We start from the raw sequence: 26,609 nt of genomic DNA on the forward strand, positions 1-26,609 counted from the left end.
CGCTGCTTTAGGGCTAAAACGGACAAAACAGCCGTAAAACAAAGATCCCCCCGGCTCAGCGAACCGAAGGGATCTTCAAGACTGGGCACCACGTGCCGATTAGTCGTTCTTGACCAGGAACTCGTAGCGCTTGTTTTCTTTCTCGTCCAGCACGCACACAACCTCGCCGGTCTTCAGGGGTTGGTCTAGCACCAGTTTCCCCGAGGTCTTGAAAGCGGAGACACCCGCTACAATGGTTGGGGCCACTACGCCGTCGTTGATCTTGGTTCTCATTTTCTCCTGGCCATTGGCATCCAGCACCAGAATGGTGAACAGCTTGGCATCAACGGAGGCTACGGTGTACCGGGAGATGTCTACCAGCAGCACTCCCCCACCGGGCACTTTGGCCAGTTCCTCTTTTCTGGTGGCTTCGTTCCATTTCTTGGCCCGGGCCTCCCGCTGGATCTTAGCCTGTAATTCTTTCGGGGTTTCATAGGCAATGATGGTGGTCTTGTTAGCCGTCACATCCAGGATGTTCACGTCTTTGGTTGGCTGGGGGGAACTGTGTTTTTTAACATTTTGGGCCGCCGCTAACAACGGAGCCAGGAATAAGGCTGACAGTAAAACTTTTCTCATAAAGGGTTCAGGTGGATTTTCTGCCACGAAGGTAAAAGACCTAAGTAGAATCTGCAACAACTCCGTAGTAACCAGACCAGGAAATTAGTTTGCCCCTATTCAAAGTTTCCTCCTTTCTCATAGACCTACTGCGCGGCAGCATCAACAAAATTGCATGTTTGATGAAAAAGAAGCATCAAATTGAAGAACTTCCGAGAATCCAATCAACGACGATATATCTAAATAATCTAATATTTATACAATGCTCTGTAGTAAACGCTATAGTAAGAGCAGCTATGAGCCTCGTAAAGAGCTTGAATGGTATTATCATTAGATGAGACGAAATGAGGAGTGAAAGCCATTGTAAATAGCAGATGTCTTCCAGGCAGGTCGGTTTTCTGTAAGCATAGGTTACCCTCTATTCGAAGTCTAGGCAGAGACTGAATGTTTAATATTGAGGGGCTTCTTCAGTTGATATGATTGCTGCGTGTGGAAGATCCTTAACTGATTTGCTCCATCAGCCTTGTTTAAAGGGTGAAATCTGCCGCAACTACCTGGTGCAATTAAAACTTTTAGGGTGGGTGAAGGAAGGCAATGAAGTTACTAACACACGTTAGTTGTTGATTTGTTTTTGCACTCTTTTTGATGCATTACCTCCAAAATTGCCCCATGCTGCTGCTCTCAAAGAGCATCTGAAATAAGATTCTGATAAGCTATACCTAAGTACAACTCTCTCTGTAAAAAGTTATAGTTATTGCTTAACATAAAGTTTCCACAACCTTTCAGGGAGTTCCGCGCTACAGAGGATAAAATTGCAGTACCAGCCTCTTTCCTCAACCTTTTCATTGCTTAACGGCTCCTCTCCTGCTGCACAACTGCTGAGAGGGAGCCATGAAAGAATCAGAATCCGGCAATGGGGTTCTGCCTCTTCCGGAGTACGCTTTCCTATTTACCCGTCCCCCATTTAACACCTAACAAACCTATGTAAAACTTCTACCCAAAAACCTTATGAAGAGAATCTTAAGTGTCTTCGTGGTTGCTTTCCTTCTGGGAAGCCGCGTGGCAGGCCAGGCGGTCATTGACAACCAATTGGTACAGGCCTTACAGACCGCTACTGCCCCTTTGCAGGTGGTGGTCACTTTCAACGGGGAGGGGGCACCCAGTCCTTTGCACCTGCAGCTGTTACAATCGCTGGGCGTCACCAGGGGCCTGTCTTTCCGGAACCTGCCCATCACGGGCGTGCTGGCTACGCCGGCGCAGGTGCAGGCCCTGGCCAAGAGCCCTTACGTGCGCTCCATTTACCTGAACAAGCGGTTACGGTACTTCAACAGCAATGGCACGCACATTACGGGGGTAAACCGGCTCCGGAAAGACCCCACCCTCATCGCCCGGAACAAAGGCGTTCCGGTCTCTGGCAAGGGCGTGGGCGTCATGATCAACGACAGCGGGGTTGACGGCACCCATGAGGATATCAAACTGGGCACCCACCTGGTACAGAACGTGCTAGGCTCCACCAACCTGGCGGCCCTCTCCTCGCTGCTGCCGGTCACGTACCTTGAGAACGTGCCTAACACGGATACTAACTCCGGACACGGTACGCACTGCGCCGGAACAGTGGGCGGAAACGGAGCCAGGTCCAACGGGCTTTATGCCGGTGCGGCGCCGGGCGCCACCCTTATAGGCTATGGCTCAGGCGGCGCGCTGTTCATCCTGGATGCCCTGGGCGGGTATGATTACGCCCTCACCCACCAGTACCAGTACGGCATCAGGGTCATCAGCAACTCCTGGGGCACCAGCGGCGACTTTGACCCGGCCGACCCGGTGAACGTCGCCTCCAAGAAAGCGTATGATTTGGGCATAGTTTCGGTATTTGCGGCCGGAAACGACGGGCCCAGCTCAGACACCCACAACCCTTATGCCATTGCCCCCTGGGTGATCTCGGTGGGAGCCGGCGACAAATACGGGAAACTAGCCGATTTCTCCTCGCGCGGCGTGAAAGGCGAAGGGGGCACCTTTACCCTGGAGGGCGAAACCTGGAGCTATGAGAACCGGCCCACCCTTGTGGCCCCCGGAGTAGACGTGGTATCTACCCGGGCCGTTGCGCCGGTGGCTTCCCTCTCCATTCAAATGGACGCGGAGCTGCTGGAGCCGGCCCACCTCCCCTTCTATACCCACATGAGCGGTACTTCCATGGCCACTCCGCACGTGGCGGGGGTGGTGGCCCTTATGCTGGAGGCCAATCCAAGCCTTACTCCCGGGCTGGTGAAGGAGATCCTGCAGAAAACGGCCACCAATATGCCGGGTCACGCCTCCTGGGAAGTGGGAGCCGGTTACGTGAACGCCTATGCCGCCGTGGACCATATTTGCCGCAGCACCTCGTTTGGGGCCTACCTGAACTACACCAGAAAGTTCAACGCCACGGTGAACACCACAACCCAGTCAGAGCCCTTCTCCCTCAACTTCAACCCCATCATTACGGCCGGCAACCAGATGACCTTCCAGGTGGCGCCCGGCACCAACAGCCTGGAAGCTAAATTCAACGCCACCGGTCTCCTGGGCCTTACCGGCAATCCGGTGAACCTCATCCTGCTCTCACCCAGCGGGCAAGAGTACCGCTCGGGCATTCCGGTGGCCTTCGCGCTGTATTTTGACCGGGGCATGGCTGTCGCCTCTCCCGAGCCCGGAACCTGGACCTTAAAGGCCGAAGGACTCAATGGCCTGGCCTTGCCCGAGACCATCAGCGGGACCCTCCTCCGTACCCAGACCACCGGCACCTCGGGCCTGGCGGACATTGCCGGGCATGCGGCAGAGGCTGCCATTAAAATAGCCGTGGGAACACGGTTGGTAGATGCCCTGGCCACCGGCTACAAGCCCAATGACGCCCTGAAACGGATCCACTTAGCCGATTACCTGATGATGGGCCAGGGAATCCGTCAGTTTGTGCCTACCACGGGCTCTGCTTCGGTGGGCGACGTGAGCGGCGCTCAGTTGCTGCTGGCCGAGTCGGTGATGGCCAAAGGGGCCGCCCTTCGTGACCGGATGCACGCGTACAACGGCGTGATGCTGCCCGCCTCTACCGGTAAGTTCAACCCCAACGGGAACGTGAACCGGGCGCAGCTGGCCTACTCGCTGGTGCAGGCCCTCGGGTATCAGGAGTATGCGCTACAGCGCAACGGGAAACCGGTCACCGTGACGGTAGAGGGCAAGTCCTACCCCATTGGCGATGCGGCTTCCATTCCGGCCGGCTTGGAGGGGTACGTGAGCCTGGCGCTGGACCTGAACCTGATCAACGCCTTCTACTCGGTTACCCAGGGTCCGTTTGACCTGTTCCCTAAGCTACAGGCCACTTTTAAGCCCCTGCAAGACGTAACCCGCGCCGAGTTTGCGGTGATCATTACCCGCACCCATACCAGCTGGAATGCCGCCACCGAACCGGTAACCACCACCGCCGCCGCCCTGGGCCTGCCTGTCCAGCAGAAAGCCCAGCACCACGCCTACCCTAACCCATTTACGGGCAGCACCACCATCTCCTACTTCCTGGAAGAGGACGGCTTTGTGACGGTAGAGGTGTACAACCTGCGGGGCGGCAAAGTACGAACTCTGGTGGCCGGGGAGAAAGCCGCGGGCACGTACACCGTTCCTTTTAACGCCGGAAACCTGCCCACCGGCACCTACTTGTACAAGGTGACCACCAAAGGCAAGGAGATCAGCCACAAAATGGTCCTGACCAGGTAAATCACCCAAGCTTGTAAAATCGACCTTCTTAGCAAAGAAGGTCGATTTTTTACTTTCTAAGCACGTATAAATACGGAAAGACACCGATGTTGCTTGTAGTAAGTACTGAATCAGGAAAATTTTTTTACTATTTTAAGGTGACATTGAACGTTTTTTTTACTTTCTTAGTAGTACCTTTTATAATTAAAAACATCATGAACAACGGTAAAGTAAAATTCTTTAACACCGAAAAAGGATTCGGTTTCATTAAAGACAGCAATTCAAACCAAGAGTACTTTGTACACGTAACTGGCCTGGTTGACGAGATCAGAGAAAACGACGAAGTTACTTTTGAGCTGAAAGAAGGTAAAAAAGGGCTGAACGCAGTAAACGTTAAACTCGCTTAGTCTTTTCTATAAAGACATTGGATTAAAGCCTTGCCCCTCGGCAAGGCTTTTTTTTGTGCCTTAGAGGCTGGTTTCTGGCCCACTTTCCCATAAACTGGGCAAAAACGGCGCTTTCGGGGAGCAACGCTCCAAAGCATGGATCCGCCGCTGGCTACTGTCGGCCAAACTTTTGCCAGTAGCGTTTTAGAAGTGTTTTCGCAGAAAAGAAGGCAAAACAGGGGGAGGTGCAGTACCTTTGCAGGGGCTTGTCCGGCGCACCTGCCCGCGTAATTGATCGGGTGGGCAGCGGGCAAAGCGCCTTTATTACTTTTTAGTTTAAGACCGTGCCACACACCAAAGACAAAGAAGCCCTCCTGCACCTCTACAATAAAGTACTGCCCCAGTTGGCTGAGCGCATCTACGCCGACCTGACCGATGTGACGCCCCTGTTTGATGATTTCGGGTTGGAGAAGATCGTGGACACCTGGTCCCGGGACCGGCAAATGGCCTCCGACCAGGAACTCAGCCTGGAGAACGGTAACGTGCCGCTCATGGGCCTGCGGCTGCGGCTCAACGGCTTTCAGGCGGGCGGTCGGCACACGTTTGACCTGAGCAAGGACCTGGTCTTCAACCTGGAGTACACTTCCTACACCGTGGGCCCCGACAAGAACACCCAGTGGCTGGAAAAGCCTTACCTGGAACCCTGGTCCACCAGCGAGCTGGACGAAGTAGCCGCCCAGTGGGTGGGGCTCGTGATTGAGGAGATCACCCAGAAAGTACAGGAACTGGGCTGATGCCCGGGGCAGGCGCAGGGTTTCGGGCCTGTTTTTCAGAAATCGGCTTTAAAAATAAGAATCACTGGCAAGACTCGTCCGGCACGGCAGGTGCGCATAGAACAAAAGCCCGCTTAGATGGTAATCTTCCGGTTTATTTCTGTATATTTATAAAAAGCCCTGCCCATGCTTCCTCCCCACGACAACGAAGATTTCACCGTTCCAGAGCAGCTCCTGCTGTACCAGAAAGGCCGCGAGATCATGGCGCTGACCGAAACCATTGGCGACCTGATTGAGGAGGAAGAAGAGATTCTGTTCGCCCTCAAGCAGGACATGCTGCTGGATGCCACCTACCTTACCGTGAAAGTGGCCAGCGCCGAAGCCGCCGATCTCTACGACCTGCGCATGGAGAACGCCGCCCTCATCCGGAAAGCCGCCCGGGACCTGCTCTCGCACTGTACCAGCCTGGAGATGTTCGGGTTTAAGGACGGCTATTACCTTACCCTGCTCCGGGAAGCCGTGGAGGAATACCGCCACCTGTTCATTGAGTGGGTCCAGAGCTTTGACCAGTGGAACTTCATCGTGGACCGGTGGGGCCTGTTCAATCCGCCGGGCATCCAGCCGCAGGACCAGGAAGACGAGGAGTAACGGCCGGCGCCTTCGCATTTGATTCCCTGCGTTAGCAGAGCCAACCCGTTTTCAGGGGCTTTTCTAAAAAGAAGCTCCAAACCGCCGCGCAAGGGCTTGCGCCTTATGGCCTCCTGCAATCATTTTAGTAGCTTTAAGGCTCTGAATTGACCCTTGGTATGCCCTCCATAAGCTTTGAGCAGCTGCAACAGCATGTAGTAGAGAAACTCCGCGCCGGTTTAGCCCCCCACCTCACCTACCACGGCGTGCACCACACCCTGGACGTGCTGCAGCAGGCCACCTGCATTGCTCAGGCCGAAGGCATCACCGCGGAGCAGGAACTCCTTTTGCTGAAAACGGCAGCCCTGTACCACGACACCGGATTTTTACTCACTTACCAGCAGCACGAGGAAAGCAGCTGTGCTCTGGCCCGGCAGGAGCTGCCCGGCTTTGGGTTTACGCCCCAGGAAATTGAAACGGTGTGCTGCCTCATCATGGCCACCAAAGTGCCCCAGGCGCCCCAAACTAAACTACAGGAAATCCTCTGCGATGCCGACCTGGATTACCTGGGCCGCCCCGATTTTTACGAGATTGGCGCTACCCTCTACCAGGAGTTTCTGCACTACGGCATAGTGCAGGAGGAGGCAGACTGGCACCGGGTGCAGCTCCGTTTCCTGGAAAGCCACCGGTATTTTACCCGTTTCTCAAAAAACAACCGCGAAACGCAAAAGCAGCAGCACCTAACCAACCTCAGGGCGGAGGGGATTACTCAGCGCTAGGCGTGTTGGTCTCTACCAGTTTTTGGTCCATCTGGCGCAGGCGGCGGCAAAGGGTTTTCAGGATGCCTTTCAGCACCTCGGCATTGGAGATCATGATCTGGTAAAAGGGCTCCTGCTCCAGCTTGAGGAGAATGGTTTCTTCCAGGGCGGTGGCGCTGGCCGAGCGGGGCTCTCCGTCCAGGATTGACAGCTCGCCCAGAATCTCGTTTTCCTCCAGCACGGCAAACGTGTGGTCCTCGTCATGGATCCTTACTTTTCCCTTGTACACGAAGTACATGCTGTCGCCGTGGTCGCCTTTGGCGAAGATCTGGCTGCCGGCCTCCAGGTACTGTTCTTCCAGGGCGCCGGCCAGTTCCACCAGGTCGGCTTCAGGAGTGTCATGGAAGATGCGGGAGGCGTGCAGGGTAAGGACTTTTTCAATTAATAACATGTGCAGATGGGGTAAGCTGGGCTAAAACAAACTGTCTGGTTTCTTCAAACAGGGCACTTTCCTGCGCTGCTGGTACCGTGGAAAGTACCTGGTGCAGGCCGCTGGCGGGCATTTGCAGCATGCAATAGCAGGCCACCGACCGGGTCCAGGTGGAGCAGCCCGCGGGGTTTTGCGTGACAATGTCCCGAATAATCTGGCTGGGCTCCCAGCGCCTTTTCTCCACCAGGGGCAGCAGGCTCTTTTCCTGGTCCAGCTGAAAATCCAGCAGCCCCTCCAGCGGCAGGAAGTACCGCTTGGGAATCAGCTGCTCCAGCATTTCAATGGCGTTGGCTACTTTGTCGGGGGCGCCCAGGGCCAGCAGGTCCATCACGCGGGTTATGCCCGGCCGGTCGTACATCAGGGCCAGGGCCTTCATCATTTTCTGCAGGTCATGCTTCAGCTCAGAGGCCAGGGCTTCGCTCAACAGGGGCAGCTCGGCCGCTTGCAGCAGGTTTTGGCAGTAAAGGGCCTTCTGCCCACTCTGTTCCATCTTGCGGCGCAGCCATTCCACTACCAAGGGCTGCGCCTCGGCATCCAGCGGGTCTTTCTTGCTCCAGAGGGCTTCCAGCACGGCATCCTGGTTGCTCAGGGCCAGTTGTCTTTCCAGAAACTGGGAAGAGTGCTCCCCCTTCACCTTACCGGCAACTTTTATAAGCAGCGGTGCCAAGTCGGCCGGCAGGTTGGCGGGCAGGTGGCTGGGCTGGAAGAAGTCATCGCCCCAGGCCAGAATGGCTTGCTGCAGCGAATAGGTTGCCTGGTGGGTTTGCACGACTGCCAGCATGGAGGAAAGCAGTGGGCTCGCCTTTGCTTTGCCTACGGTTTCAATGGCCTGTTTGTACACGGCGGGGGCAGGGTCTTGCAGAAGGGACTGGAGCAGGGGTTCATAGGCGGGGTGCGGCGCTTTGGCCATCATGTCCAGGGCAGCTAATTTGTTCTGCCGGGTCATAGCCTCTACCTGAATCAGCACCTGCTGCTGCGCTTCCGGCTCAGTTCTGCGCGACAAGCCCAGCAGGGCGGCTTTGCGGAGGTCCAGCGAGGCATTTGGGGGCACCGTTTGGAGCGTGGGGGCAAGCAGGTAATACGCCTGCACCAGCTCAGCGCCCGATGCGCCCGCAGGAGCATCCGCCAGAGCCTTTTCAATCAAGGGGAAAGCGCTGGCGAGTTTCAGTTCGGTCACCCGGCTCAGCACGTACCTCCTGATTACCTCAGAAGAGCTGTGCAGCAGGGGCAACAGGCGTTTTTCCAGGTTCCGGTACCCCGAGCGCTCCAGCAGTTCCAGGGCCAGGATCACTTCCTTGGGGTTTGCGCTCTCCAGTTTGCCCAGCAGCACGTTGCGCACGGGTTCATCGGTGAGGAACAGCTCAGAGCCGGTAAAGTAGCCTTTCTTGAGGGCCTGGATGAGCGTGTTCAGGTATTCTTTCTTGATCAGAAACACGGTGGTGATCCAGCCGGCGAGCAGCACTACCAGGACCTGGCATACCGTAACAATGGAAATACCGCCGTTGAAGTACTTGTATATTCCCAGAAACGCACCCGTGATAAAAAGAGCCACCGGCATGGTGTAGCCCTTGGAGATCAGGTGCCCTTTTAACCGGGAGTGCGGGTCCAGGGGTTGGAACAGCACAAAGAACGCCGGCTCCTGCACCGCCGATTTGAGCACCTCAGAGAGCAGTACCATCACCCCAAAGGTGTAGAGAATCATGCGCTCGCTTTCACCGGGCAACAGCAACAGGGCGCTGATCACCAGGAGCACCACCGGTGCAATCAGCAGGGAGTTGGCCAGGCCTAACCGGCTGATGACCCGGCTGCTGAACAGGAGTTTAATGCCCAGGGCCAACACCCTGCCCACCGCGAAGAATACCCCAATGAAGGTAGCCAGGTCTGGGCTGCTGGTGAACCTTGATTTTACCTCGGCCAGGAGGGTGTAGTCAATGAGCGCGTACACGGTAAAGGCCAGCAGCGAGAACAGCGTGATGAAGAAAATCAACCGGTTTTGGAAATACCGGGCAATAAACGAAGCCGGAGCCCCGTGCGCCGCCTCATGTTCGTGCCCGTGCCCATGTCCCTCAGGTGCGTGGCCTTCAATGACGGCATGGTGGAACCTGCGCAGGAAGTAGTACGCCAGCACAAAGGCACCAACGGAAAACCACAGCAGGTTCTCCACCCCCAGCAGAGGCGCCAGGACCGAAACGGCCGTGTAGCCCATGAGCTTGGCCGGAATGTCTCCGGAGCCCACCACCGAGAAGAGCCGCTTGCTTTCGCGCACGTTAAAGATCATGGCGGCCATGCCCCAGAAGGCGTAGCCTACCAGCATGTACACCACCAGGTTCCAGGCCGACAGCACGAAGGGCACCCATTGGGCCGCCAGGAACGACACGCCGCCCCAGGTAACCAGGATGGAAAAAGCAGAGAAGAAGATAATGGTGGTGAGGAGTTTCTTGGCCGACAGCCTGGCCTCCAGGCGGGCGTAAAAGGCGTTGGCTCCCAGCAGCAGTCCCGCCGAGACCAGGTATACCAGGGGAATGTCCTTGGCCGCGAAGGTGTGCAGGAACATGGCCAGGGTACAGGTAAACAGAAAAGCGGTGGCAATGCCCAGGAAAAACTGTACTAAAAACAACTGCTTCACCACCCGGGCTTCGGCAGGTTTTATGTTCAACAGCAAATGGAGTTTGCTATTCATAAAAAGCTACTAATCTATTCGTTATCTATGCCTCTGCCCCGTGCATCCCTCCTATCTCCAGCCACAACCTTTGGAGCACTTTCCCTTCTTTCAAAATGAGCCAACAAAGACTCCGGAGCGGGGCGCTGTTTTGGGGCCACTTTCCAGAAAACAGCCCCGAAACGCTACTCCAGCACCTCGTAAATGGTAACCGGGTTGGTCTTGTTCTTCAGGGCCACCTCCCCTATTTTCTGGCACTTGAAAGATTCGTTCACTTTCTGGTAAAGCGCCTCAGAAATGATGATCTGGTTGGGCTGCGCCGCCGATTGCAGGCGCTGCGCCAGGTTCACCGCGTCGCCGATGACGGTATAGTCCAGGCGCCGCAGCGAGGCCGACCCGATGTTGCCTGAAATCATTTCGCCGGAGTTGATGCCGATGGACACCTGCGGCCTGAACTCGGTTTCCTCAAAGGAGATCTTGTCAATGTGCTTGATCTTCTCGCGCACGGCTAGGGCGGCGTCAATGGCGCGGTCCATGTGGTACTCGCCCCTAAAAACCGCCATCACGGCATCGCCCATGAACTTGTCAATGTGACCGCCCTGGTCAATGATCTCCTTCACCATGAGGTCAAAGAACTGGTTGATGAGGTGCACCACCGCGTTGGCCGACACGTGCTCCGTGATGGACGTGAACCCGCAGATGTCAATGAACATGACCGTGCCCTCAATAGACTCGTTCTGCAGCAGGCTGTTCTCAAACTCCTGGTGGGTCATGAAATTGAGCACGTTCTCGTCCACGTACATCTTCAGGATGTTGTTTTCCTTGATGGCCCGCACGGTCTCGCGCAGCTGGGTCACGTGCTGCACGGTTTTGTCCATGGTCACCTCCAGGTCCTCAAAGTTCACGGGCTTGCACACAAAGTCAAATGCCCCCCGGTTCATGGCCAGCCGGATGTTCTCCATGTCGCCGTAGGCCGACACGATGACCGCTTTGAGGATGGGGTTGGCGTCTGGCAACTTGCTGAGCAGGGTGAGCCCGTCCATCACGGGCATGTTGATGTCCGAGAGGATCACGTCCAGGTCCGGGTGTTCGTGCACTTTCTCCAGGGCCTCGGCCCCGTTCTGGGCGAACACAAACTCGTAGCGGTTCTCCCTGATCTTGCGCCGGAACTTCTGCTTGATGAGCAACTCTAAATCCGCTTCATCATCTACTACTAAAATCTTCGCCATTACTCTGCCACGGTTTTGAGTTTATCTTTCAGTACTGAGAAATCCAGCGGTTTGGTGAGGAAATCGTTGGCGCCTTGCTGCATGGCCTGCCGGTAGTTTTCCTCGTCGTCATAGGCGGTGACCATCATGACCACCGGCGGGGGCGTGTTGTGGTCTTGCCGGATGGTCTGCAGCAACTCTATTCCGCTCATGCCCGGCATGTTAATGTCAGACAGGATCAGGACCACCCGGGACGGGTGCTGGGCCAGATACGAGAGGGCCTCCTCGCCCGAGAGGGCAAAGGCAAAATTGAGCTCCCCGCTCCTGATTTCCCGCCTGAAACGCTGCAAAAACAAAGGCTGCACATCGGCCTCGTCGTCTACCACTAAAATATGCATGGACCGCTGGATTGAATTTGGTGAGTAAATTATGGGTTTCTAGCTGTTAACTAAAGGAATATTGATAATAAATTCGGCATACTGGCCTTCCTCTGAGTTTACCTTGAGGTCGCCACCGTGCCCTTTGGTGATGATGTCATAGCTGAGCGACAGCCCCAGGCCGGTTCCCTCGCCGGTGGGCTTGGTGGTGAAAAAGGGCTGGTAGATCTTGTCCAGCACCTGCTGCGGCACCCCCAGGCCATTGTCGCGCACTGTGATCTCCACGGCATCGGCCAACTTGCGGGTGCTCACCTGCACGGTGGGCTCAAAGGTGCCGTTGAGGTTTTTCTTCTTCTGCGCCACTGAGTAGAAGGCATTGTTGAACATGTTGAGGAACACGCGGCCCATGTCTTGCGGCACCACGGCCACCTGCGCAATAGAGGTGTCAAAATCTGTCTTGAGCGAGGCGTTGAACGATTTGTCCTTGGCCCGCAGCCCATGGTAAGACAGGCGCAGGTACTCCTCGGCCAGGGCGTTCAGGTCAATGGGTTCTTTCTGGCCGGTGCTGGCGCGCGAGTGCTGGAGCATGCCCTTCACGATGGAGTCGGCGCGCTTGCCGTGATGGGTGATCTTCTCCAGGTTTTGGGTCAGGTCACTGATGATCTCGGCGGCGTACTCCTGCTCCTCGGCGGGCAAGTGCTTCAGGGGGCCTTCCTTGAGTTCGTCCAGCAGCTCAATGCTTACCTCAGAGAAGTTATTGACAAAATTGAGCGGGTTCTGGATCTCATGGGCAATGCCGGCGGTGAGCTCGCCCAAGGAGGCCAGCTTTTCCTGCTGAATCAGCTGCGCCTGGGTAGACTGCAGCTCTTTCACGGTCTGCTGTAGCTCTTCTTTCTGCATGGTCAGCTCCGCGGTGCGTGAAGCCACCAGAACTTCCAGCTCAGATTTCTTGATGGAGATGAGTTTCTTCTGCTCTTCCTCAAACAGGCGCTTCTCGCGCTCTTTCTCAATTTCCTTCTGGCCTTTGTTGTAGTTGGCCCAGGCCGCGAAGATGTAGATGAAAGACGCCACCAGAGCCATGTTGTAGTAGTCGTCCCACTCCTGGTAGTAGTCCTTGGCCACCAGCTGCACTATTCCCAGGGTGAGCACCACAAACGCAAACGGGTAGAAGGCCTGCAGCAATGGGCGGGTGGGGCTGAACTGGGGTTCGCGGAAGGCCACCAGCAAGATGCCGCCCAGGTAAAAGCCGGCCACCAGGTCGGTGAGCACCTCGCCCAGCAGGTTGGTGACCAGCAGGAAAATACCAATGGTGGCCCAACTGACCACGTTGAGGAGGGGCTCCCATTGGTTGGTCATGGAGGGCGTATTCAGGGCGAATTTCCGTAATCGCCTTAAAAGCAGGAAAGCAGCTACAAAAGAGAAAACATGCATGGCTAGGGCTGGTTGGTACCTGGGTGATGCGTATGGTTGGGTACAATGATTACACAGGGCAAAGGTAATGTTATTAGAAAAACCCTATATAGTACTTTCGTCTATTTAGTCGTTGCAAAGCGGCTTTTCTTTCATCAAAGGTGCCTGAACTTAAAAAATAATGAGTACTTGAGGCGCCGCACGCCCAGATCCACTGCAAAATTTAACAAGAAATAGGCAGGAAGGCTACTCCCGCGCCCAAATTGTTCGTAGTGTGGGGAAGCATTCCTATTTTTGGTGGAGAGTTGGGCGCGGGAGTCCCGGGTGAGCCCGACCGATGGGATGAGTCAGAACACACGACTGGTCAACTACCGGAATCTGATTCCCTGGCAGTCCGCTCCGACCGCGTTACCCCTTTCACTTGCCCCATCTTTAGTCTGGCGGCAGGAGGCCAATGCTTTTGCTTATGAAAGAACTACAGGAAATTGTTACCGCTTACCACCAACATCAGAAAAACGGCCTGAAAACGGCCCTGGCCACGGTGGTGCACGTAGAAGGCTCCTCTTACCGCCGACCCGGCGCCCGCATGCTGGTGTCTGAGGAAGGACATCTGACCGGAGCCATCAGCGGAGGCTGCCTGGAAGGCGATGCCCTGCGCAAAGCCCGCCTGGCCATGGTGCAAGGCACCCCCAGTTTGGTGAAGTATGACACCATGGATGACGATGACTCCAAACTGGGCGTGGGTTTGGGCTGTAACGGCATCATTCATATCTTGATTGAACCCATAGACCCGCAGGACCCCAACAACCCGATGTTTTTCCTGCAGCACCTGGTTTCCCAGAGAAGAAGCGGCGTGCTAGTAACCCTTTTCTCGCTGGAGAATCGCCGGGGGCACCAGCCCGGCACCTGCCTGTTTTTAACCGAGGATGGTGTACAAATGGGCAGCGCCCCTTCGGTTGAGTTAAACTCAAAGATGCTGCAACATGCTCAGGAAGCGCTGGAGCAGGGCGCTTCCTCGTTCCAGACCTTCCCCGCTGAGCATGAATTGACAGGTTTCATTGAGTATCTTCCTCCCTCTATCTCGCTGGTAGTGTGCGGGGCGGGAAACGATGTGATGCCCCTGGTGCACATGGCGCAAATCTTGGGCTGGCATACCTCCGTGGTAGACGGTCGGGCTAATTACGCCACCCCTGAGCGCTTTCCCTCCGCGCAAAAGGTGCTTATTTCCAAACCAGATCAGGTGCTGGAGCAGGTGCAGATTGACCATAGAACCGCCTTTCTGCTCATGACGCATAACTACAACTATGACCTGGCCATGCTCCGGAACCTGCTCACGCTTCACCCCCCATACATTGGGGTGCTGGGGCCTAAAAAGAAGCTGGAACGATTATTAGACGAACTACAGGAAACAGGCACTCCGCTTACAGAAGAGCAAAGGAAGATCCTCTACGGCCCTACCGGACTGGACCTTGGGGCGGAAACCTCAGAAGAAATTGCCTTATCAGTGTTGGCCGAGATCAAAGCCGTGTTCAGTAACCGTATGGGAGGATATTTGCGGGAAAGACAGCAAAGCATTCATTCCGGTTCTGTTCAGGACAAACCGGCAGCTCTCCTCTCCTAGCTTATGGCGAAAACCGGTATAATCATCTTAGCCGCAGGGGCTTCCTCCAGGTTAGGTCAAGCAAAGCAGCAGCTTACCTTTCAGGGCCAGACTTTGTTGCAGCGGACCATTGAAGCAGCCGTTGATGCTGAACAGTGCCTGGTGGTTGTGGTATTAGGAGCTAATGCAGAACAGATACAGCCTACCTTGGAACCCTCAGAGGTTCCCTTCATACACAATCCAGGTTGGGCCGAAGGCATGGCTTCCTCAATCCGGGTGGGCTTAACCGAGGCCCTCAGAAAAGAGCCTGAACTGGAAGCAGTCATCTTCCTGCTTTCTGACCAGCCGTTTGTGGAGGCATCCCTCCTGAATAAGATGATACAGACGCAGGCAGAAACCGGCAAGTCAATGGTGGCTTGTTCTTACCAGGATACCCTGGGAGCACCGGTGCTCTTTACAAAAGAACTCTTTCCCGAGCTTCAGCAGCTTAAAGGCCAGGAAGGAGCCAAGAAACTACTCGCCCGGTACTCCGAAAAAGTCGCTGAAATCCCCTTTCCTAAAGGAGCAATTGACATAGACACCCCTTCTGATTATGCTGCCTTGCAGCAGATAGAGGAAAACGAGTAAAACCTGGTTCCTTCTTGTTTGATTTAAGTGAACCCGTTTAGTACCTGTTTTGCTGAAAACAGGCTCGAAACGGGTTCTTCCTTTTTGGCTTATCGTATAAATACTTACCGCGCTCTAACTTAAATTCAATGTCACCCGTACCATCAGGATTGGAAGCAGGCATCTTCCTGCTGGTGAAGTTGGAGCAGCGTTAATTCGTTCGTGGGGTTTATCTATCCATCAGCCAAGCGGTTGGCTACAAAAGGAAGTTTTACCTGTTCAACCAGAAGCTCCATGAACAAAGAAAATGCGGTGGGCACCGCGGAAGTCACCCGGCCTACCCTCCCCCAAACCCGTACGGTCACCCTTACGGTGAACGGCACCAAACACCAACTACAACTGGCTCCCTGGACCTCCGTGCTGGATGCCTTGCGCGAATACCTTCACCTTACCGGTACCAAAAAAGGCTGCGACCATGGGCAATGCGGCGCCTGCACCATCCTGCTGGACGGCAAACGGATTAATTCCTGCCTAACCTTGGCAGTAATGCAGGAAGGCAAGGAAATCACTACCGTGGAGGGGCTTGCCAAAGACGGAGAGTTGCACCCGGTACAGCAAGCCTTCATTGAACATGATGCGTTCCAGTGTGGCTACTGCACTCCGGGTCAGATCTGCTCGGTTATTGGGTTGGTGAACGAAGGCAAGGCCAAAACCCTGGAGGACATCAAAGACCTGATGAGCGGAAATATCTGCAGATGCGGGGCTTACGCCAACATTGTTCAAGTGGCGCAGGAAGCTCTGGAAAGGAGAACCGGACTATGAGACCATTCACCTTTACCCAGGTACAGGACGTGGACACCGCCGTACAGGAAGTTTCCGCCGAAGGGGCCAAATTCATAGCCGGCGGCACCAACCTGCTGGACTTGATGAAGATTGATGTCATGAGCCCGAGCCACCTGGTAGACATCACCAAAATAGCCCTCAATACCATTGAAGAAACCGAAGAGGGTGGCCTACGCTTGGGCGCCCTGGTCACCAATGCCGATACCGCCTACCATGAACTGGTAGAATCCCGGTACCCGCTGCTGTCGCACGCTATTCTGGCGGGGGCCACCGCCCAGTTGCGCAACATGGCTACCAATGGCGGCAACCTGCTGCAACGCACCCGCTGCTACTACTTTTATGATACCCAGACCCCGTGCAACAAGCGGGAGCCTGGCTCGGGCTGCTCGGCCATCAAAGGCTATAACCGTGATTTAGCCATCCTGGGTACCAGTGAGCATTGCATTGCCACCCACCCATCGGATATGTGCGTTGCCTTGGCGGCGCTGGAAGCTACCGTACGGGTGAAAGGGCCACAGGGCGAAAGAACCATTCCTTTTGCGGAGTTCCATCGCCTGCCCGGTGACACCCCGCACCTGGACTCCAACCTGCAGCCCGACGAGATCATCACCGCCATTGACCTTCCCGCCCAGGGTTTTGCCCAGCACTACACCTATCTGAAATTGAGAGACCGCGCGTCTTACGCGTTTGCTTTGGTTTCGGTAGCGGCGGCGCTGGACCTGGAGGGTTCTACCATCAAAAAAGCCCGCATTGCCTTGGGCGGGGTGGCGCACAAACCGTGGCGAGTGCCCGAAGCCGAAGCCTTTCTGCAGGGAAAGGAAGTGACAACAGAAAACTTCCGGCGGGTAGCCGAGGCCTACTTGCTGGGAGCCAAAGGCTACGGCGACAACACCTTTAAAGTAGAATTAGCCAAGCGCGCCATTGTGCGGGCCCTGGAACAAGCTACCAAAATGGAACCGACATCATGAAAGAGAACTATACAGGCAAACCCGCCAACCGGGTAGACGGCCACGCCAAAGTAACGGGCACCGCCAAGTACGCCGCCGAGTTTGACGTACCTAATCTAGCGCACGGGGTGGTGGTGAACAGCGCCATTGCCAAAGGCAGAATTAAAAGCATAGACACCTCTGAGGCGCTGGCTTTGGAGGGGGTGCTGGAGGTATTTACCCATGAAAACCGCCCCGGCTACACCTGGCTGGACAAGCACTACCAGGACGAGGACTCGCCGCCGGGCTCCCCGTTCCGGCCGCTCAACAGTGACAAGATTCTGTTTAGCATGCAGCCCATTGCGCTGGTGGTAGCAGAAACCTTTGAACTGGCCCGTTACGCCGCCCTGCTGGTGAAAGTGGAATACGAACGTGAGCCTCATTCCACGGATTTTGAGGCGAACATATCCAATGCCTATAAACCTAAAAAGTATAAATCCACGCCCCCACCAGACCCGCGGGGCGATGCCGAGCAGGCGTTTGCCGCGGCAGAGCTACAACTGGAGGAAGTCTACTCGCATACGGCGCAGCACCATAACCCCATGGAAATGCACGCTTCCATTGCTATCTGGCAGGAAGACGGCTCCCTCATCATCTATGACAAAATACAGGGAGTGCAGAACAGCCAGGAATACATCTCCAATGCTTTTGGAGTACCTAAGGAAAAGGTGCAGGTCTATTCTCCGTTCGTGGGCGGTGCATTCGGGTCGGGGCTTCGGCCACAGTACCAGCTGTTTTTGGCGGTGTTGGCTGCCCGGGAACTGAAAAGACCGGTGAAAGTGGTGCTCACCCGGCAACAGATGTTTTCGTTTGGGCATCGGCCTACCACCGCCCAGCGCATCGCCATGGGAGCCTCCCCAGACGGAAAGCTGCAGGCCATTCAGCACAATGCCTTCGGGGAGACTTCCACGTTTGAGGATTACAACGAAGACGTGGTCATTTGGCCCGGCGTGCTTTACCACTGCGACAACGTGCAGGTGAGCCACCAACTGGTGAGCTTGGATGTGTACACTCCCTTAGACATGCGGGCTCCCGGCGGCACCACCGGCACCTTTGCCCTGGAGATTGCCATAGATGAGATGGCCTACAAAGCTGGCCTGGACCCCATGGAGTTCCGGTTGAAGAACTACACCGACACTGATTTGAACGAAGGCAAGCCCTTCTCCAGCAAGGAACTAAAAGAGTGCTACCGTCAGGGTGCGGAGCGGTTTGGGTGGGCCAACCGGAAAATGGAGCCTCGGTCAATGAAGAAAGGGCATCAGCTCATAGGCTGGGGAATGGCCCACGGGGGCTGGGAAGCCAAGCAGAAGGAAGCCGCCGCCAAGGCAGTGCTTTCGCCAGAGGGAAAACTAGAGGTAAGCTGCGCCACCGCCGACATTGGCACCGGAACCTACACCGTCATGACCCAGATTGCCGCTGAAACCATGGGATTGCCCATTGAGGATGTCTCCTTTAAACTAGGTGATTCTTCGTTACCTAAATCTCCCCTGGAAGGCGGTTCCTGGACCGTTTCCTCGGTAGGATCGGCGGTAAAGCAGGTATGCGAGAAACTACAGGAAGAATTCCTGAAAGTGGCACAGAAAAGTGGGCATGAGATCTTCAAAGACGCCAAACCAGAAGAGGTTTCTTTTGCGAACGGCCGCATGTTCCTGTCCCAGGCTCCGGCTCAGTCTGTCCTTCTGCTGGAGGTATTGGCGCTGAATGAAGGGAAACCCTTGGAAGCGAAAGTGTCTGCCAAACCCGCCAAAGAGCAGCAGAAATACTCCAGCTACTCTCATTCGGCCACCTTTGCCGAAGTTCAGGTAGACGAAGATCTGGGCACCGTGAAAGTTACCCGGCTGGTGAGCGCCATTGCCGGTGGTAAAATCATCAACCCCAAAACGGCCCGCAGCCAGATTCTGGGCGGCACCGTATGGGGCATTGGGTGCGCCTTGGAGGAGCACACCGTCATGGACAACCACCTGGGCCGCTTCATCAACCATGACCTGGACAAATACCATCTGCCCGTGAACGCCGACATTCCTGAGACCGATGTCATTTTTGTGGAGGAGAAGGACGAAATAGTGAATCCCCTGGGTGCCAAAGGTTTGGGTGAAATTGGGATTGTGAGCGTGGCCCCGGCCATTGCCAATGCGGTCTTTCATGCCACCGGCAAACGGATCAGAAGACTTCCCATTACCTTAGACATGCTTATGTAACCCGTTACCTATTTTTCTGCTGTTTTATGAAAAGCAGTAGAGAAACGGGTTCTTTCTCTATCAGAGGCTTGGAAGATGAATCAGAAAACTTCAAATGATAACTTATTCCATTATAGCAACTTGACTCATGCCAAGCATACTAAAGCTTCATCTAACCAAGTAACCCTTAAGCAACACCAACCCTGCTTTTCCGTAGGTGCATGAACCAGGCTTCCGGTGCTAATTTTCTCAATTCTTTATATAATCCGTAAATTCAATTGACCTTACTTCTACAGAGTTGTTCATTCAATTGACCTTACTTTTGGTTCAAGGGAAAAAGAGAAGTAGTTTTAGCACCGGACTGCCTGCATGAGCGGCTTGACCGGTACATCTTAGAGTATAGAATATGGAAATCCTGCTGTTTGGGATCACAAGAGAGATAGTAGGGAGCGGCACCTTGAAAATTAAACCTGAGGAAACAATCCAGACGGTGGGCCAACTGAAAGCCTGGCTGGCGGGCCAATACCCGGCCATGGGTAAACTTAGTTCGCTGGCCGTTGCCGTAGACAGCGAGTATGCCGACGATGATCAACCCTTACAATCCGGGCAGGAAGTGGCGCTGATTCCACCGGTGAGCGGAGGTTAATTTTTACACCATGCTGATTAAACTAGTTGAAGAGGTTGATGTCACAGAAGCCTACCATTCCCTGCAATCTCCCGGCGCCGGCGGCATTGATATTTTCATTGGCACCGTTAGAAACCACGCCCAAGGCAAGGAAGTAACGAAACTGGTCTTTGAGGCCTACGCGCCCATGGCCCTGAAGGAAATGCAGAAAATAGCCAGGGCGGCCCAACAGCAGTGGCCCATTGAGAAACTGGTGATGCTGCACGCCGTGGGCGAGAAACTGGTGGGCGAGCCGGTGGTGATCATTGGCGTGGCCTCAGCGCACCGCGATGCCGCCTTTACCGCCTGCCGGTTCCTGATTGACGAGCTGAAGAAAACCGTTCCCATCTGGAAGAAAGAATATTACCAGGACAACAGCGTTTGGGTTAATGCCCACCCCTAATGCCAACCATGAGCAAACCCTTGTTGATAGATAAATACGGCCGGCAATTAACGTACCTGCGGCTCTCGGTCACTGACCGGTGCAACTTCCGGTGCTATTACTGCATGCCAGAGGAAGGAATGGATTTTGCCGCGCGCCAGGAACTGTTGTCGTTTGAGGAACTGTACCAGCTCTCGGCGCTTTTCTGCAGCTTGGGCGTGAACAAGATCAGGATAACGGGCGGCGAGCCGTTTGTACGGGCCGGGATTATCCCTTTTTTACGAAAACTAAGCCAGATACCCGGCCTGGAGGAAATCACCATTACCACCAACGGCACGCTGTCAAAGAAGCACATACAGGCGCTGAAGGAAATCGGAATCAGGAAAATCAACATCAGCCTGGATTCCCTGGACCGCGAGCGATTCCACCAGATCACCCGCCGCGACAGCTTTGAGGCGGTGTACGCCTGTATTTTCCAGTTGCTGGAAAGCGGGTTTGAGGTGAAACTTAACTGCGTGGTGGCCGAGGGCAAGAACATCCAGGACCTGGTGCCCTTTGTGGAGCTTACCAAGGATTACCCTCTGGCCGTGCGCTTCCTGGAGGAAATGCCTTTCAACGGCACCGAGACCTTCCAGACGCCGCAGTGGAGCTACCGTAAGATTTACGCGCACCTTAACGCCCATTACCCCGTGCTGGAGCAACTGCCCAATGCCCCTTCCTCTACCTCGGTGAACTACCGGGTGCCGGGCTATGAAGGCACGTTCGGGATCATTCCCTCGTTCAGCAGAACCTTTTGCGGTACCTGCAACCGAATCCGGTTGGGGGCCACCGGCGAGTTGCGCACCTGCCTGTACGGTCCTCCGGCTACCAACCTGCGCGATCTGCTGCGGCTGGGCTTTTCCCAGGAACAAATAGAGCAGGAAATCCTGGATGCGGTAAGCCAGCGCGAGAAAGACGGTTTCGCGGCCGAAGCAAGCCATGCCTGGCACGCCTCTATGTCGCTGCTGGGCGGCTGATCTGAAGAGTAACCAAAATTTGTTTTAGGCCCGGTTTCCCAAAACTACGCTATAAACACCTTGTATTTAAGCAATTACATGAGTTCACTTTCACATATAGATGAAAACGGGCTGCCCGGCATGGTAGATGTGTCTCCTAAAGAGGTGACCGTGCGCACGGCGGTGGCCGAGGGCAAAGTTCGTTTTCCGGAGGCGGTGTTTGAGCAGCTATCCGGGCAGAATTTCCTGACCAAAAAAGGCGGCGTGATCCAGACGGCCATCATTGCCGGTGTGATGGCGGCCAAGAAAACTTCTGATATCATTCCGCTTTGCCACCCCCTGGCTTTGTCTACCTGTAAAGTGGAGATTGAACCAGCAGAAAACTACTCCCTGAAAGTTACCTGCCTGGTACGCTGCGAAGGCAAAACCGGCGTGGAAATGGAAGCTTTGACCGGCGTCTCGGCCGCGGCGCTGTGCGTGTACGATATGTGCAAAGCCCTGAGCCATGACATCCAGCTCACCGATATCAGGCTGATTCAGAAAACCGGCGGTAAATCAGACATCCATGCAGCCTGATCAGGAAATATTCGGGTTGGTGCTGAGCGGGGGCCAGAGCTCGCGCATGGGCCAGGACAAAGGCCTCATTCCCTATCACGGCATCTCGCAGCGGCAGCACCTGTACCAGTTGCTTCAGCCGTTTTGCTCCAAGGTGTACCTGAGCGTTCGGCCGGGCCAGGAAAACCAGGTAGAGCCGGACCTGAATTACCTGGTAGATACTCATGACCTGCGCGGCCCCATAAATGGGATCTTGAGTGCCCTGCGGCAACACCCCACCGCTGCCTGGCTGGTAGTAGCCTGCGATTTGCCGCTGGTAACCCCAAATACCCTGGATAAGCTGGTCATAGAGCGAGATACCAGCAAAGTTGCCACGGCCTACGCCCAGAACGGCTCTGACTTGCCAGAACCGTTGCTGGCCATCTGGGAGCCTCAGGCCTATGAACCCGCGCTGGCCTTTACCCAAACCGGTAAAACCTGTCCCCGCAAGTTCCTGCTGAATACAAACATCAAACTCATTCACCCGGCGGATGACGAGGAGCTCTACAACGCCAACAGCCCCGAGGAATATGCCTACATCACCCAAAAACTTCGCCATGGACAACCGCTATAGCCGGCAACTCCAGCTTCCTGGTTTCGGGCCAGAATCCCAAAAGAAGCTCCAAAACGCCAAAGTGCTGGTGGTAGGTGCCGGCGGCCTGGGGGTGCCTGTTTTGCAGTACCTGGCCGGAATGGGCGTGGGTATGTTGGGTTTGGTGGACGGCGACCTGATCAGCCTTACCAACCTGCACCGACAGGTGCTCTACAGTACCCCGGAAGTGGGCAAGCCTAAAGTAGAAGTGGCTGCCCAGAAGCTCGCGCAGCTGAATCCGGCTATCCAACTGGTGCCCTATCAAACCCATTTAACGACGCAGAACGCACTACAGATCATCAAGGAATATGACCTGGTGGTGGATGCCACCGATAACTTTGAAGCCCGGTACCTGATCAATGACGCGTGTGTTCTATTAGGCAAACCTTTCGTTTATGGAGCCCTGCATCAATACGAAGGACAGGTAAGCGTCTTCAATTTTGCAGGGGGCCCAACCTACCGCTGCCTGTACCCCAACCCACCCACAGCAGTGGAAATCCCTGATTGCAATACCGCCGGGGTACTGGGCGTGGTGCCAGGTTTGGTGGGCTGCCAGCAAGCGCTGGAGGCCGTGAAGGTGATTACCGGCGTAGGCAAATCGCTGTCAGGCTACCTGCTCATGCTTGATTTCCTGAACCAGTCCCAACACAAAATTAAACTGAAAGCCAAACCAGAAAACCAGCGCATTCAGCGCCTGCAAGCTTCTTACGCGGTAGCGTCCTGCACCACCGTTCCCGAAATTGCCCCTTCTGAGTTGATGGAATGGATGAACCAGGGCAAAAAGCTTTTGCTGTTGGATGTGCGGGAAGAAAACGAATACGTAGCGGGGCATTTACAAAAAGCCTTGCTGACGCCCTTATCCATGTTTGAGCACCAGGTAGACCAGTTGCCCACGCATTTACCCATGGTCACCATTTGCCAGAAAGGAGGCCGTAGCCTGAAAGCCGCGCAAATGGTACTGGATAAACATGCTGGGGCCGAGGTTTACAGCATGAAAGGCGGCATGGAGGCTTGGCAGGAGCAACTACATAACCATTTAGTAGTTAGTTAACCATGGCCTGGGACTTCAACCTTCTGTTGCTGATCTTCAGTTTCTTTGTCATCGCCACGCTGTACTCTTCGGTGGGGTTTGGGGGCGGTTCCAGCTACCTGGCTTTACTGGCTCTTTTCCTGCCAAATTTTCTGGAAATCAAGTCCACGGCGCTGCTGTGCAACCTGGTAGTGGTGTCGGGCAGTACGTACCTGTTCATCAAGGAAGGCATCTTTGATTTGAAGAAATTTTTGCCTCTGGCCATCTGCAGCGTACCGGCGGCTTTCCTGGGGGCTACCTTTTCCTTAACGCAATCGGTGTTTTTTATCTGTCTGGGGAGTGTGTTAGCCTTGTCAGGGGCCTTGCTCATCCTTCAGTTCTTCACGCAGCCGGTTTCCCAAAAGATGGAATATGCCCAGCATTCGGGTTTGTTCAATCTGGGGTTGGGAGTTGGTTCAGGGTTTATCTCGGGGTTGGTGGGCATTGGCGGAGGAATTCTGTTGTCGCCCATTCTGCACTTGCTGCGGTGGGCCGATGCCCGCACCATTGCCGCCCTCGCTTCCTTCTTCATTCTGGTGAATTCCATTGCCGGTTTAATGGGCCAACTAGCCAGCGGAAACTTCAAGGCAGCGCCTTCTTTGCTGGTGCCGCTGCTGCTGGCCGTTTTCCTGGGCGGGCAACTGGGTACCCGGGTAAGTTTGCGCAAGATCAAACCTCAGGCGGTGAAAGGCCTTACCGGCGTGTTTGTCCTGTACATCGGCCTGAAGCTTGTGTTGGAATACAGCTAGAATCCTGATCTTTGCGCCATGATCTCCGTTGATGAAGCCTTACAACTGGTACTGCAGCATACCATACTGTTACGAATCCAGGAAGTAGACTTACTTAACTCCGTAGGCCGGGTTTTGGCGCAGGAAGTCCTTGCCGACCGTGACTTCCCTCCTTTTCACCGGGTAACCATGGACGGCATTGCCATCAACTCCCAAACCTTTGCTTCCGGTAAAAGGACTTTTCAGATAGAGCAAACCCAGGCCGCCGGTACTCCCCAAATTTATTTAAAAGACCCCGAAAACTGCATTGAGGTAATGACCGGCGCCATGCTGCCCCAGAACACCGATGCGGTAATTCCTTACGAGGTCTGCTCACTACAAGCATCTTCGGCCACCGTGCAGACGGAGCTAGTGGTGAGCGGACAGAACATCCACACCCAGGGCGCAGACGGCAAAGCCGGAGAGGTCTTGCTTACCCCCGGAACGAAGATCACCCCAGCCATGGTGGGAACCCTGGCCTCTGTAGGATTAGCCAGGGTTAAAGTGTACCAACTTCCCAGAGTAGCCATCTGCTCTACCGGCGATGAGTTAGTGGAGGTAGACCAGACTCCGCTCCCGCACCAGATCCGGCGCTCCAACGCCTATATGCTGGCGGCGGCTTTGCAGCAGGAGAACATTCCTGCCGCTTTGTTCCACCTGCCCGATGAGCCAGAGACCATGAAGTTGGAACTAACTTCTATCCTGGCGCGGCATGAGGTGCTGCTACTTTCCGGGGCAGTCTCCAAGGGCAAATTCGATTTTCTGCCGCAGGTTCTGGAGCAATTGGGTTTACGGCAGGTTTTCCATAAAATTGCCCAAAAACCCGGCAAGCCTATGCTGTTCGGTACTATTCCTGACCAGAAGGTGGTATTTGGCTTTCCGGGAAACCCGGTGTCTACGTTTGTCTGTTATCAGCTGTATTTCAAACCCTGGCTGCACCAATCCCTGAGTTTAAGCAAGACTGCACCCTATTCCGCGCAACTGGCCCAGAATCTTACGTTTAAACCCGCGCTCACCTACCATGTGCCCGTGACGCTGTCAAACGAAAACGGCGTTCTGAAAGCTACGCCCGTGGATACCACCGGCTCCGGTGATTTGACCAGCCTCCTGAAAGCCGATGCTTTGCTGAGCCTTCCGCCGGAAAGAGTGCAGTTCCGCAGCGGCGAGGCTTTTCCCTTCATCCCCTTCTAGCGCACGCCCTTCTAGCGCACGCAAGTTTACCGGTTTAGGGTCCCAACTGGATTAGGACAGGCAGTAGCATTTTCCGTCGAAAGGGCCGCAAAGGGTTGCCGGGGATTTCAGGTGTACTCCAAGGGGCGCTTTTGCGTACAATACCCAGAACCAAGCAGAAGAGCTATGAACGCAACCAACGACAAGGCAGAATGGGACCTGGAGCGGTACCGCGAACTGAACGGGTATTTCCGGGAAAGAATCAACCAACTCCTTACCTCAGACCCGCACCTCATCAACCAGGTAGCCCAGGGCCAGAGCCTCCGGCTGGAAGAAATAGTGGAGAGCATGACCCTGAACGACCAGGTGCTCTGGAAGGAGTTTCTGCAATTGGACCAGATGAAGATGCAGATTGACATCCAAGACCACCTGGAGGGCAAAGGAACGCCGCTGGACTCTCAGAAAGGTTTTTACCGGCAGCACCATGAAAACGAGGATGATGAGGAGGCGCTTTGGTAGCCTCCAGCGCAGTAGGCACCACTGGCTTGGCCTGTTTACCGTAAGGCATCAAAGCTGTATTTGGCATCGCTCCAGAACTCATCCAGCGCGATGATGCGCGGTTTGAAGAACGAGATCAAGGCGGGCCAGTCTTCGCGGTTGAAGATGTTGACCGGGCTTAGCTCCTTGTAGATGCGGCTGATGGTTTCGCCGTACTCGTTGGTGGTGTGCAGGTCCCACTCCCACTCCTCGCCCAGGGTCTCGTGCAGGTAGGTCTTCAGCTCCTGAAACTGGGCGAAGAACAGCTCCTGAATCTCGGGGTCTGGGTGGGTCATTTCAATGCCAATGGAGGCCACCTTCTTTTCGGCCCGCATCCTAAAGTACACGTGCTTGAGCCCCGTCTTGTAGTTAGACCAGTTGATCTTGGTGCCTTCGGCCGAAGGGTGCGGGGCAATGTACTGGCCAAAGGTAGTCCAGAAGGCTTGTCTGAGTTGGGAGGCTTGCTCGCGGGTATACATGCAGGAAAATCTTGTTAGAAAAACGGTCCGTAAAAGTACGTGGGCGCTGGTTGGCTGCCTTGGGCGCCAGCAAAGAGAGCCATTATTGTGCTATCTTTAAATAGTTAAATACCAAAATAGGCCCTTAAACGGGGGAGTACTGTAAGAAATAC

26 protein-coding genes are annotated in these 26,609 nt (G+C 55.0%); 19 read left to right on the plus strand and 7 right to left on the minus strand.

Annotated features, from left to right (window positions below; translation table 11 throughout):
- Positions 1-99 precede the first annotated feature (99 nt).
- Positions 100-615, minus strand: a complete 516-nt coding sequence (locus tag JT718_RS05150; protein ID WP_205500801.1) for a hypothetical protein — start codon at positions 613-615, stop codon at positions 100-102.
- 987 nt (positions 616-1,602) lie between these two features.
- On the opposite strand from JT718_RS05150, the gene JT718_RS05155 reads away from it, so the two are divergent.
- From JT718_RS05155 to JT718_RS05175, 5 genes are all read left to right on the plus strand, one after another.
- The gene (locus JT718_RS05155) at positions 1,603-4,329 is read left to right on the plus strand and encodes a S8 family peptidase (RefSeq protein WP_205500802.1); all 2,727 of its coding nucleotides are present in this window, start codon (positions 1,603-1,605) and stop codon (positions 4,327-4,329) included.
- A 194-nt stretch (positions 4,330-4,523) separates the two neighbouring features.
- Positions 4,524-4,715: a cold-shock protein gene (locus tag JT718_RS05160; RefSeq protein ID WP_205500803.1), complete on the plus strand. Its 192-nt coding sequence runs from the start codon at positions 4,524-4,526 to the stop codon at positions 4,713-4,715.
- 323 nt (positions 4,716-5,038) lie between these two features.
- A complete protein-coding gene (locus tag JT718_RS05165; RefSeq protein ID WP_205500804.1) occupies positions 5,039-5,488 on the plus strand; it encodes a hypothetical protein in 450 nt (149 codons plus the stop codon).
- Between the two features lie 165 nt (positions 5,489-5,653).
- Positions 5,654-6,115, plus strand: coding sequence for a hypothetical protein (locus tag JT718_RS05170; RefSeq protein WP_205500805.1), 462 nt, complete (start codon positions 5,654-5,656; stop codon positions 6,113-6,115).
- A 158-nt stretch (positions 6,116-6,273) separates the two neighbouring features.
- Positions 6,274-6,873 (plus strand): HD domain-containing protein, encoded by a 600-nt coding sequence (locus JT718_RS05175; RefSeq protein WP_205500806.1) that lies wholly within the window; start codon positions 6,274-6,276, stop codon positions 6,871-6,873.
- Here the strand turns inward: JT718_RS05175 and JT718_RS05180 are convergent.
- The 5 genes from JT718_RS05180 to JT718_RS05200 all read right to left on the minus strand — a co-directional run bounded on the left by JT718_RS05180 (position 6,860) and on the right by JT718_RS05200 (position 12,942).
- Positions 6,860-7,303, minus strand: coding sequence for a Crp/Fnr family transcriptional regulator (locus JT718_RS05180; RefSeq protein WP_205500807.1), 444 nt, complete (start codon positions 7,301-7,303; stop codon positions 6,860-6,862). The two genes, JT718_RS05175 and JT718_RS05180, sit on opposite strands and share 14 nt — an antisense overlap.
- The gene (locus JT718_RS05185; protein WP_205500808.1) at positions 7,290-10,022 is read right to left on the minus strand and encodes a hypothetical protein; all 2,733 of its coding nucleotides are present in this window, start codon (positions 10,020-10,022) and stop codon (positions 7,290-7,292) included. The genes JT718_RS05180 and JT718_RS05185 overlap by 14 nt, the downstream gene beginning before the upstream one ends.
- Positions 10,023-10,186: 164 nt before the next feature.
- Positions 10,187-11,230: an adenylate/guanylate cyclase domain-containing protein gene (locus JT718_RS05190; protein ID WP_205500809.1), complete on the minus strand. Its 1,044-nt coding sequence runs from the start codon at positions 11,228-11,230 to the stop codon at positions 10,187-10,189.
- On the minus strand, positions 11,230-11,607 hold the full coding sequence (locus JT718_RS05195) for a response regulator (RefSeq protein WP_205500810.1): 378 nt from the start codon (positions 11,605-11,607) through the stop codon (positions 11,230-11,232). The genes JT718_RS05190 and JT718_RS05195 overlap by 1 nt, the downstream gene beginning before the upstream one ends.
- Positions 11,608-11,646: 39 nt before the next feature.
- The gene (locus JT718_RS05200) at positions 11,647-12,942 is read right to left on the minus strand and encodes a sensor histidine kinase (protein ID WP_240336937.1); all 1,296 of its coding nucleotides are present in this window, start codon (positions 12,940-12,942) and stop codon (positions 11,647-11,649) included.
- Between the two features lie 520 nt (positions 12,943-13,462).
- Between JT718_RS05200 and JT718_RS05205 the strand changes: the two genes are divergently transcribed.
- The 14 genes from JT718_RS05205 (at position 13,463) to JT718_RS05270 (ending at position 25,960) form a co-directional block, all read left to right on the plus strand.
- A complete protein-coding gene (locus JT718_RS05205) occupies positions 13,463-14,617 on the plus strand; it encodes an XdhC family protein (RefSeq protein WP_205500812.1) in 1,155 nt (384 codons plus the stop codon).
- A 3-nt stretch (positions 14,618-14,620) separates the two neighbouring features.
- On the plus strand, positions 14,621-15,223 hold the full coding sequence (locus JT718_RS05210) for a nucleotidyltransferase family protein (RefSeq protein ID WP_205500813.1): 603 nt from the start codon (positions 14,621-14,623) through the stop codon (positions 15,221-15,223).
- A gap of 273 nt (positions 15,224-15,496) precedes the next feature.
- Complete coding sequence (locus JT718_RS05215) at positions 15,497-16,024, plus strand: (2Fe-2S)-binding protein (RefSeq protein ID WP_205500814.1); 528 nt, start codon at positions 15,497-15,499, stop codon at positions 16,022-16,024.
- Positions 16,021-17,013, plus strand: a complete 993-nt coding sequence (locus JT718_RS05220; protein ID WP_205500815.1) for an FAD binding domain-containing protein — start codon at positions 16,021-16,023, stop codon at positions 17,011-17,013. Before JT718_RS05215 ends, JT718_RS05220 begins: the two co-directional genes overlap by 4 nt.
- Positions 17,010-19,229, plus strand: coding sequence for a xanthine dehydrogenase family protein molybdopterin-binding subunit (locus tag JT718_RS05225; protein WP_205500816.1), 2,220 nt, complete (start codon positions 17,010-17,012; stop codon positions 19,227-19,229). Before JT718_RS05220 ends, JT718_RS05225 begins: the two co-directional genes overlap by 4 nt.
- A 385-nt stretch (positions 19,230-19,614) precedes the next feature.
- Positions 19,615-19,854 carry a molybdopterin converting factor subunit 1 gene (gene moaD, locus JT718_RS05230; protein WP_205500817.1) on the plus strand — a complete coding sequence of 80 codons (240 nt, stop codon included), beginning with the start codon at positions 19,615-19,617 and terminating at the stop codon, positions 19,852-19,854.
- A 10-nt stretch (positions 19,855-19,864) separates the two neighbouring features.
- Entirely contained in the window at positions 19,865-20,275 is a 411-nt protein-coding gene (locus JT718_RS05235; RefSeq protein ID WP_205500818.1) for a molybdenum cofactor biosynthesis protein MoaE, read from the plus strand.
- Positions 20,276-20,283: 8 nt separating this feature from the next.
- A complete protein-coding gene (gene moaA, locus JT718_RS05240) occupies positions 20,284-21,270 on the plus strand; it encodes a GTP 3',8-cyclase MoaA (RefSeq protein ID WP_205500819.1) in 987 nt (328 codons plus the stop codon).
- Positions 21,271-21,348: 78 nt separating this feature from the next.
- Positions 21,349-21,825 carry a cyclic pyranopterin monophosphate synthase MoaC gene (moaC, locus tag JT718_RS05245; RefSeq protein WP_205500820.1) on the plus strand — a complete coding sequence of 159 codons (477 nt, stop codon included), beginning with the start codon at positions 21,349-21,351 and terminating at the stop codon, positions 21,823-21,825.
- On the plus strand, positions 21,815-22,417 hold the full coding sequence (locus tag JT718_RS05250; RefSeq protein ID WP_205500821.1) for an NTP transferase domain-containing protein: 603 nt from the start codon (positions 21,815-21,817) through the stop codon (positions 22,415-22,417). Before moaC ends, JT718_RS05250 begins: the two co-directional genes overlap by 11 nt.
- Positions 22,374-23,486, plus strand: coding sequence for a HesA/MoeB/ThiF family protein (locus JT718_RS05255; protein WP_205500822.1), 1,113 nt, complete (start codon positions 22,374-22,376; stop codon positions 23,484-23,486). Before JT718_RS05250 ends, JT718_RS05255 begins: the two co-directional genes overlap by 44 nt.
- A 2-nt stretch (positions 23,487-23,488) precedes the next feature.
- Positions 23,489-24,253 carry a sulfite exporter TauE/SafE family protein gene (locus tag JT718_RS05260; protein WP_205500823.1) on the plus strand — a complete coding sequence of 255 codons (765 nt, stop codon included), beginning with the start codon at positions 23,489-23,491 and terminating at the stop codon, positions 24,251-24,253.
- 18 nt (positions 24,254-24,271) lie between these two features.
- On the plus strand, positions 24,272-25,462 hold the full coding sequence (locus tag JT718_RS05265; protein WP_205500824.1) for a molybdopterin molybdotransferase MoeA: 1,191 nt from the start codon (positions 24,272-24,274) through the stop codon (positions 25,460-25,462).
- A 165-nt stretch (positions 25,463-25,627) separates the two neighbouring features.
- Positions 25,628-25,960: a hypothetical protein gene (locus JT718_RS05270; protein WP_205500825.1), complete on the plus strand. Its 333-nt coding sequence runs from the start codon at positions 25,628-25,630 to the stop codon at positions 25,958-25,960.
- A gap of 35 nt (positions 25,961-25,995) precedes the next feature.
- Here the strand turns inward: JT718_RS05270 and JT718_RS05275 are convergent, their stop codons facing one another.
- Positions 25,996-26,457: a DUF4268 domain-containing protein gene (locus JT718_RS05275; protein ID WP_205500826.1), complete on the minus strand. Its 462-nt coding sequence runs from the start codon at positions 26,455-26,457 to the stop codon at positions 25,996-25,998.
- Positions 26,458-26,609: the final 152 nt, after the last annotated feature.

It is taken from the genome of Rufibacter psychrotolerans (genome assembly GCF_016924645.1).
Taxonomy (GTDB): Bacteria; Bacteroidota; Bacteroidia; order Cytophagales; family Hymenobacteraceae; genus Nibribacter; species Nibribacter psychrotolerans.

Coding starts and splice junctions, on each gene's coding strand:
- JT718_RS05150 (WP_205500801.1), bottom strand. CDS start 615: ATGAGAAAAGTTTTACTGTCAGCCTTATTCCTGGCTCCGTTGTTAGCG.
- JT718_RS05155 (WP_205500802.1), top strand. CDS start 1,603: ATGAAGAGAATCTTAAGTGTCTTCGTGGTTGCTTTCCTTCTGGGAAGC.
- JT718_RS05160 (WP_205500803.1), top strand. CDS start 4,524: ATGAACAACGGTAAAGTAAAATTCTTTAACACCGAAAAAGGATTCGGT.
- JT718_RS05170 (WP_205500805.1), top strand. CDS start 5,654: ATGCTTCCTCCCCACGACAACGAAGATTTCACCGTTCCAGAGCAGCTC.
- JT718_RS05175 (WP_205500806.1), top strand. CDS start 6,274: ATGCCCTCCATAAGCTTTGAGCAGCTGCAACAGCATGTAGTAGAGAAA.
- JT718_RS05180 (WP_205500807.1), bottom strand. CDS start 7,303: ATGTTATTAATTGAAAAAGTCCTTACCCTGCACGCCTCCCGCATCTTC.
- JT718_RS05185 (WP_205500808.1), bottom strand. CDS start 10,022: ATGAATAGCAAACTCCATTTGCTGTTGAACATAAAACCTGCCGAAGCC.
- JT718_RS05190 (WP_205500809.1), bottom strand. CDS start 11,230: ATGGCGAAGATTTTAGTAGTAGATGATGAAGCGGATTTAGAGTTGCTC.
- JT718_RS05195 (WP_205500810.1), bottom strand. CDS start 11,607: ATGCATATTTTAGTGGTAGACGACGAGGCCGATGTGCAGCCTTTGTTT.
- JT718_RS05200 (WP_240336937.1), bottom strand. CDS start 12,942: ATGACCAACCAATGGGAGCCCCTCCTCAACGTGGTCAGTTGGGCCACC.
- JT718_RS05205 (WP_205500812.1), top strand. CDS start 13,463: ATGAAAGAACTACAGGAAATTGTTACCGCTTACCACCAACATCAGAAA.
- JT718_RS05210 (WP_205500813.1), top strand. CDS start 14,621: ATGGCGAAAACCGGTATAATCATCTTAGCCGCAGGGGCTTCCTCCAGG.
- JT718_RS05215 (WP_205500814.1), top strand. CDS start 15,497: ATGAACAAAGAAAATGCGGTGGGCACCGCGGAAGTCACCCGGCCTACC.
- JT718_RS05220 (WP_205500815.1), top strand. CDS start 16,021: ATGAGACCATTCACCTTTACCCAGGTACAGGACGTGGACACCGCCGTA.
- JT718_RS05225 (WP_205500816.1), top strand. CDS start 17,010: ATGAAAGAGAACTATACAGGCAAACCCGCCAACCGGGTAGACGGCCAC.
- moaD (WP_205500817.1), top strand. CDS start 19,615: ATGGAAATCCTGCTGTTTGGGATCACAAGAGAGATAGTAGGGAGCGGC.
- JT718_RS05235 (WP_205500818.1), top strand. CDS start 19,865: ATGCTGATTAAACTAGTTGAAGAGGTTGATGTCACAGAAGCCTACCAT.
- moaA (WP_205500819.1), top strand. CDS start 20,284: ATGAGCAAACCCTTGTTGATAGATAAATACGGCCGGCAATTAACGTAC.
- moaC (WP_205500820.1), top strand. CDS start 21,349: ATGAGTTCACTTTCACATATAGATGAAAACGGGCTGCCCGGCATGGTA.
- JT718_RS05250 (WP_205500821.1), top strand. CDS start 21,815: ATGCAGCCTGATCAGGAAATATTCGGGTTGGTGCTGAGCGGGGGCCAG.
- JT718_RS05255 (WP_205500822.1), top strand. CDS start 22,374: ATGCCTACATCACCCAAAAACTTCGCCATGGACAACCGCTATAGCCGG.
- JT718_RS05260 (WP_205500823.1), top strand. CDS start 23,489: ATGGCCTGGGACTTCAACCTTCTGTTGCTGATCTTCAGTTTCTTTGTC.
- JT718_RS05265 (WP_205500824.1), top strand. CDS start 24,272: ATGATCTCCGTTGATGAAGCCTTACAACTGGTACTGCAGCATACCATA.
- JT718_RS05270 (WP_205500825.1), top strand. CDS start 25,628: ATGAACGCAACCAACGACAAGGCAGAATGGGACCTGGAGCGGTACCGC.
- JT718_RS05275 (WP_205500826.1), bottom strand. CDS start 26,457: ATGTATACCCGCGAGCAAGCCTCCCAACTCAGACAAGCCTTCTGGACT.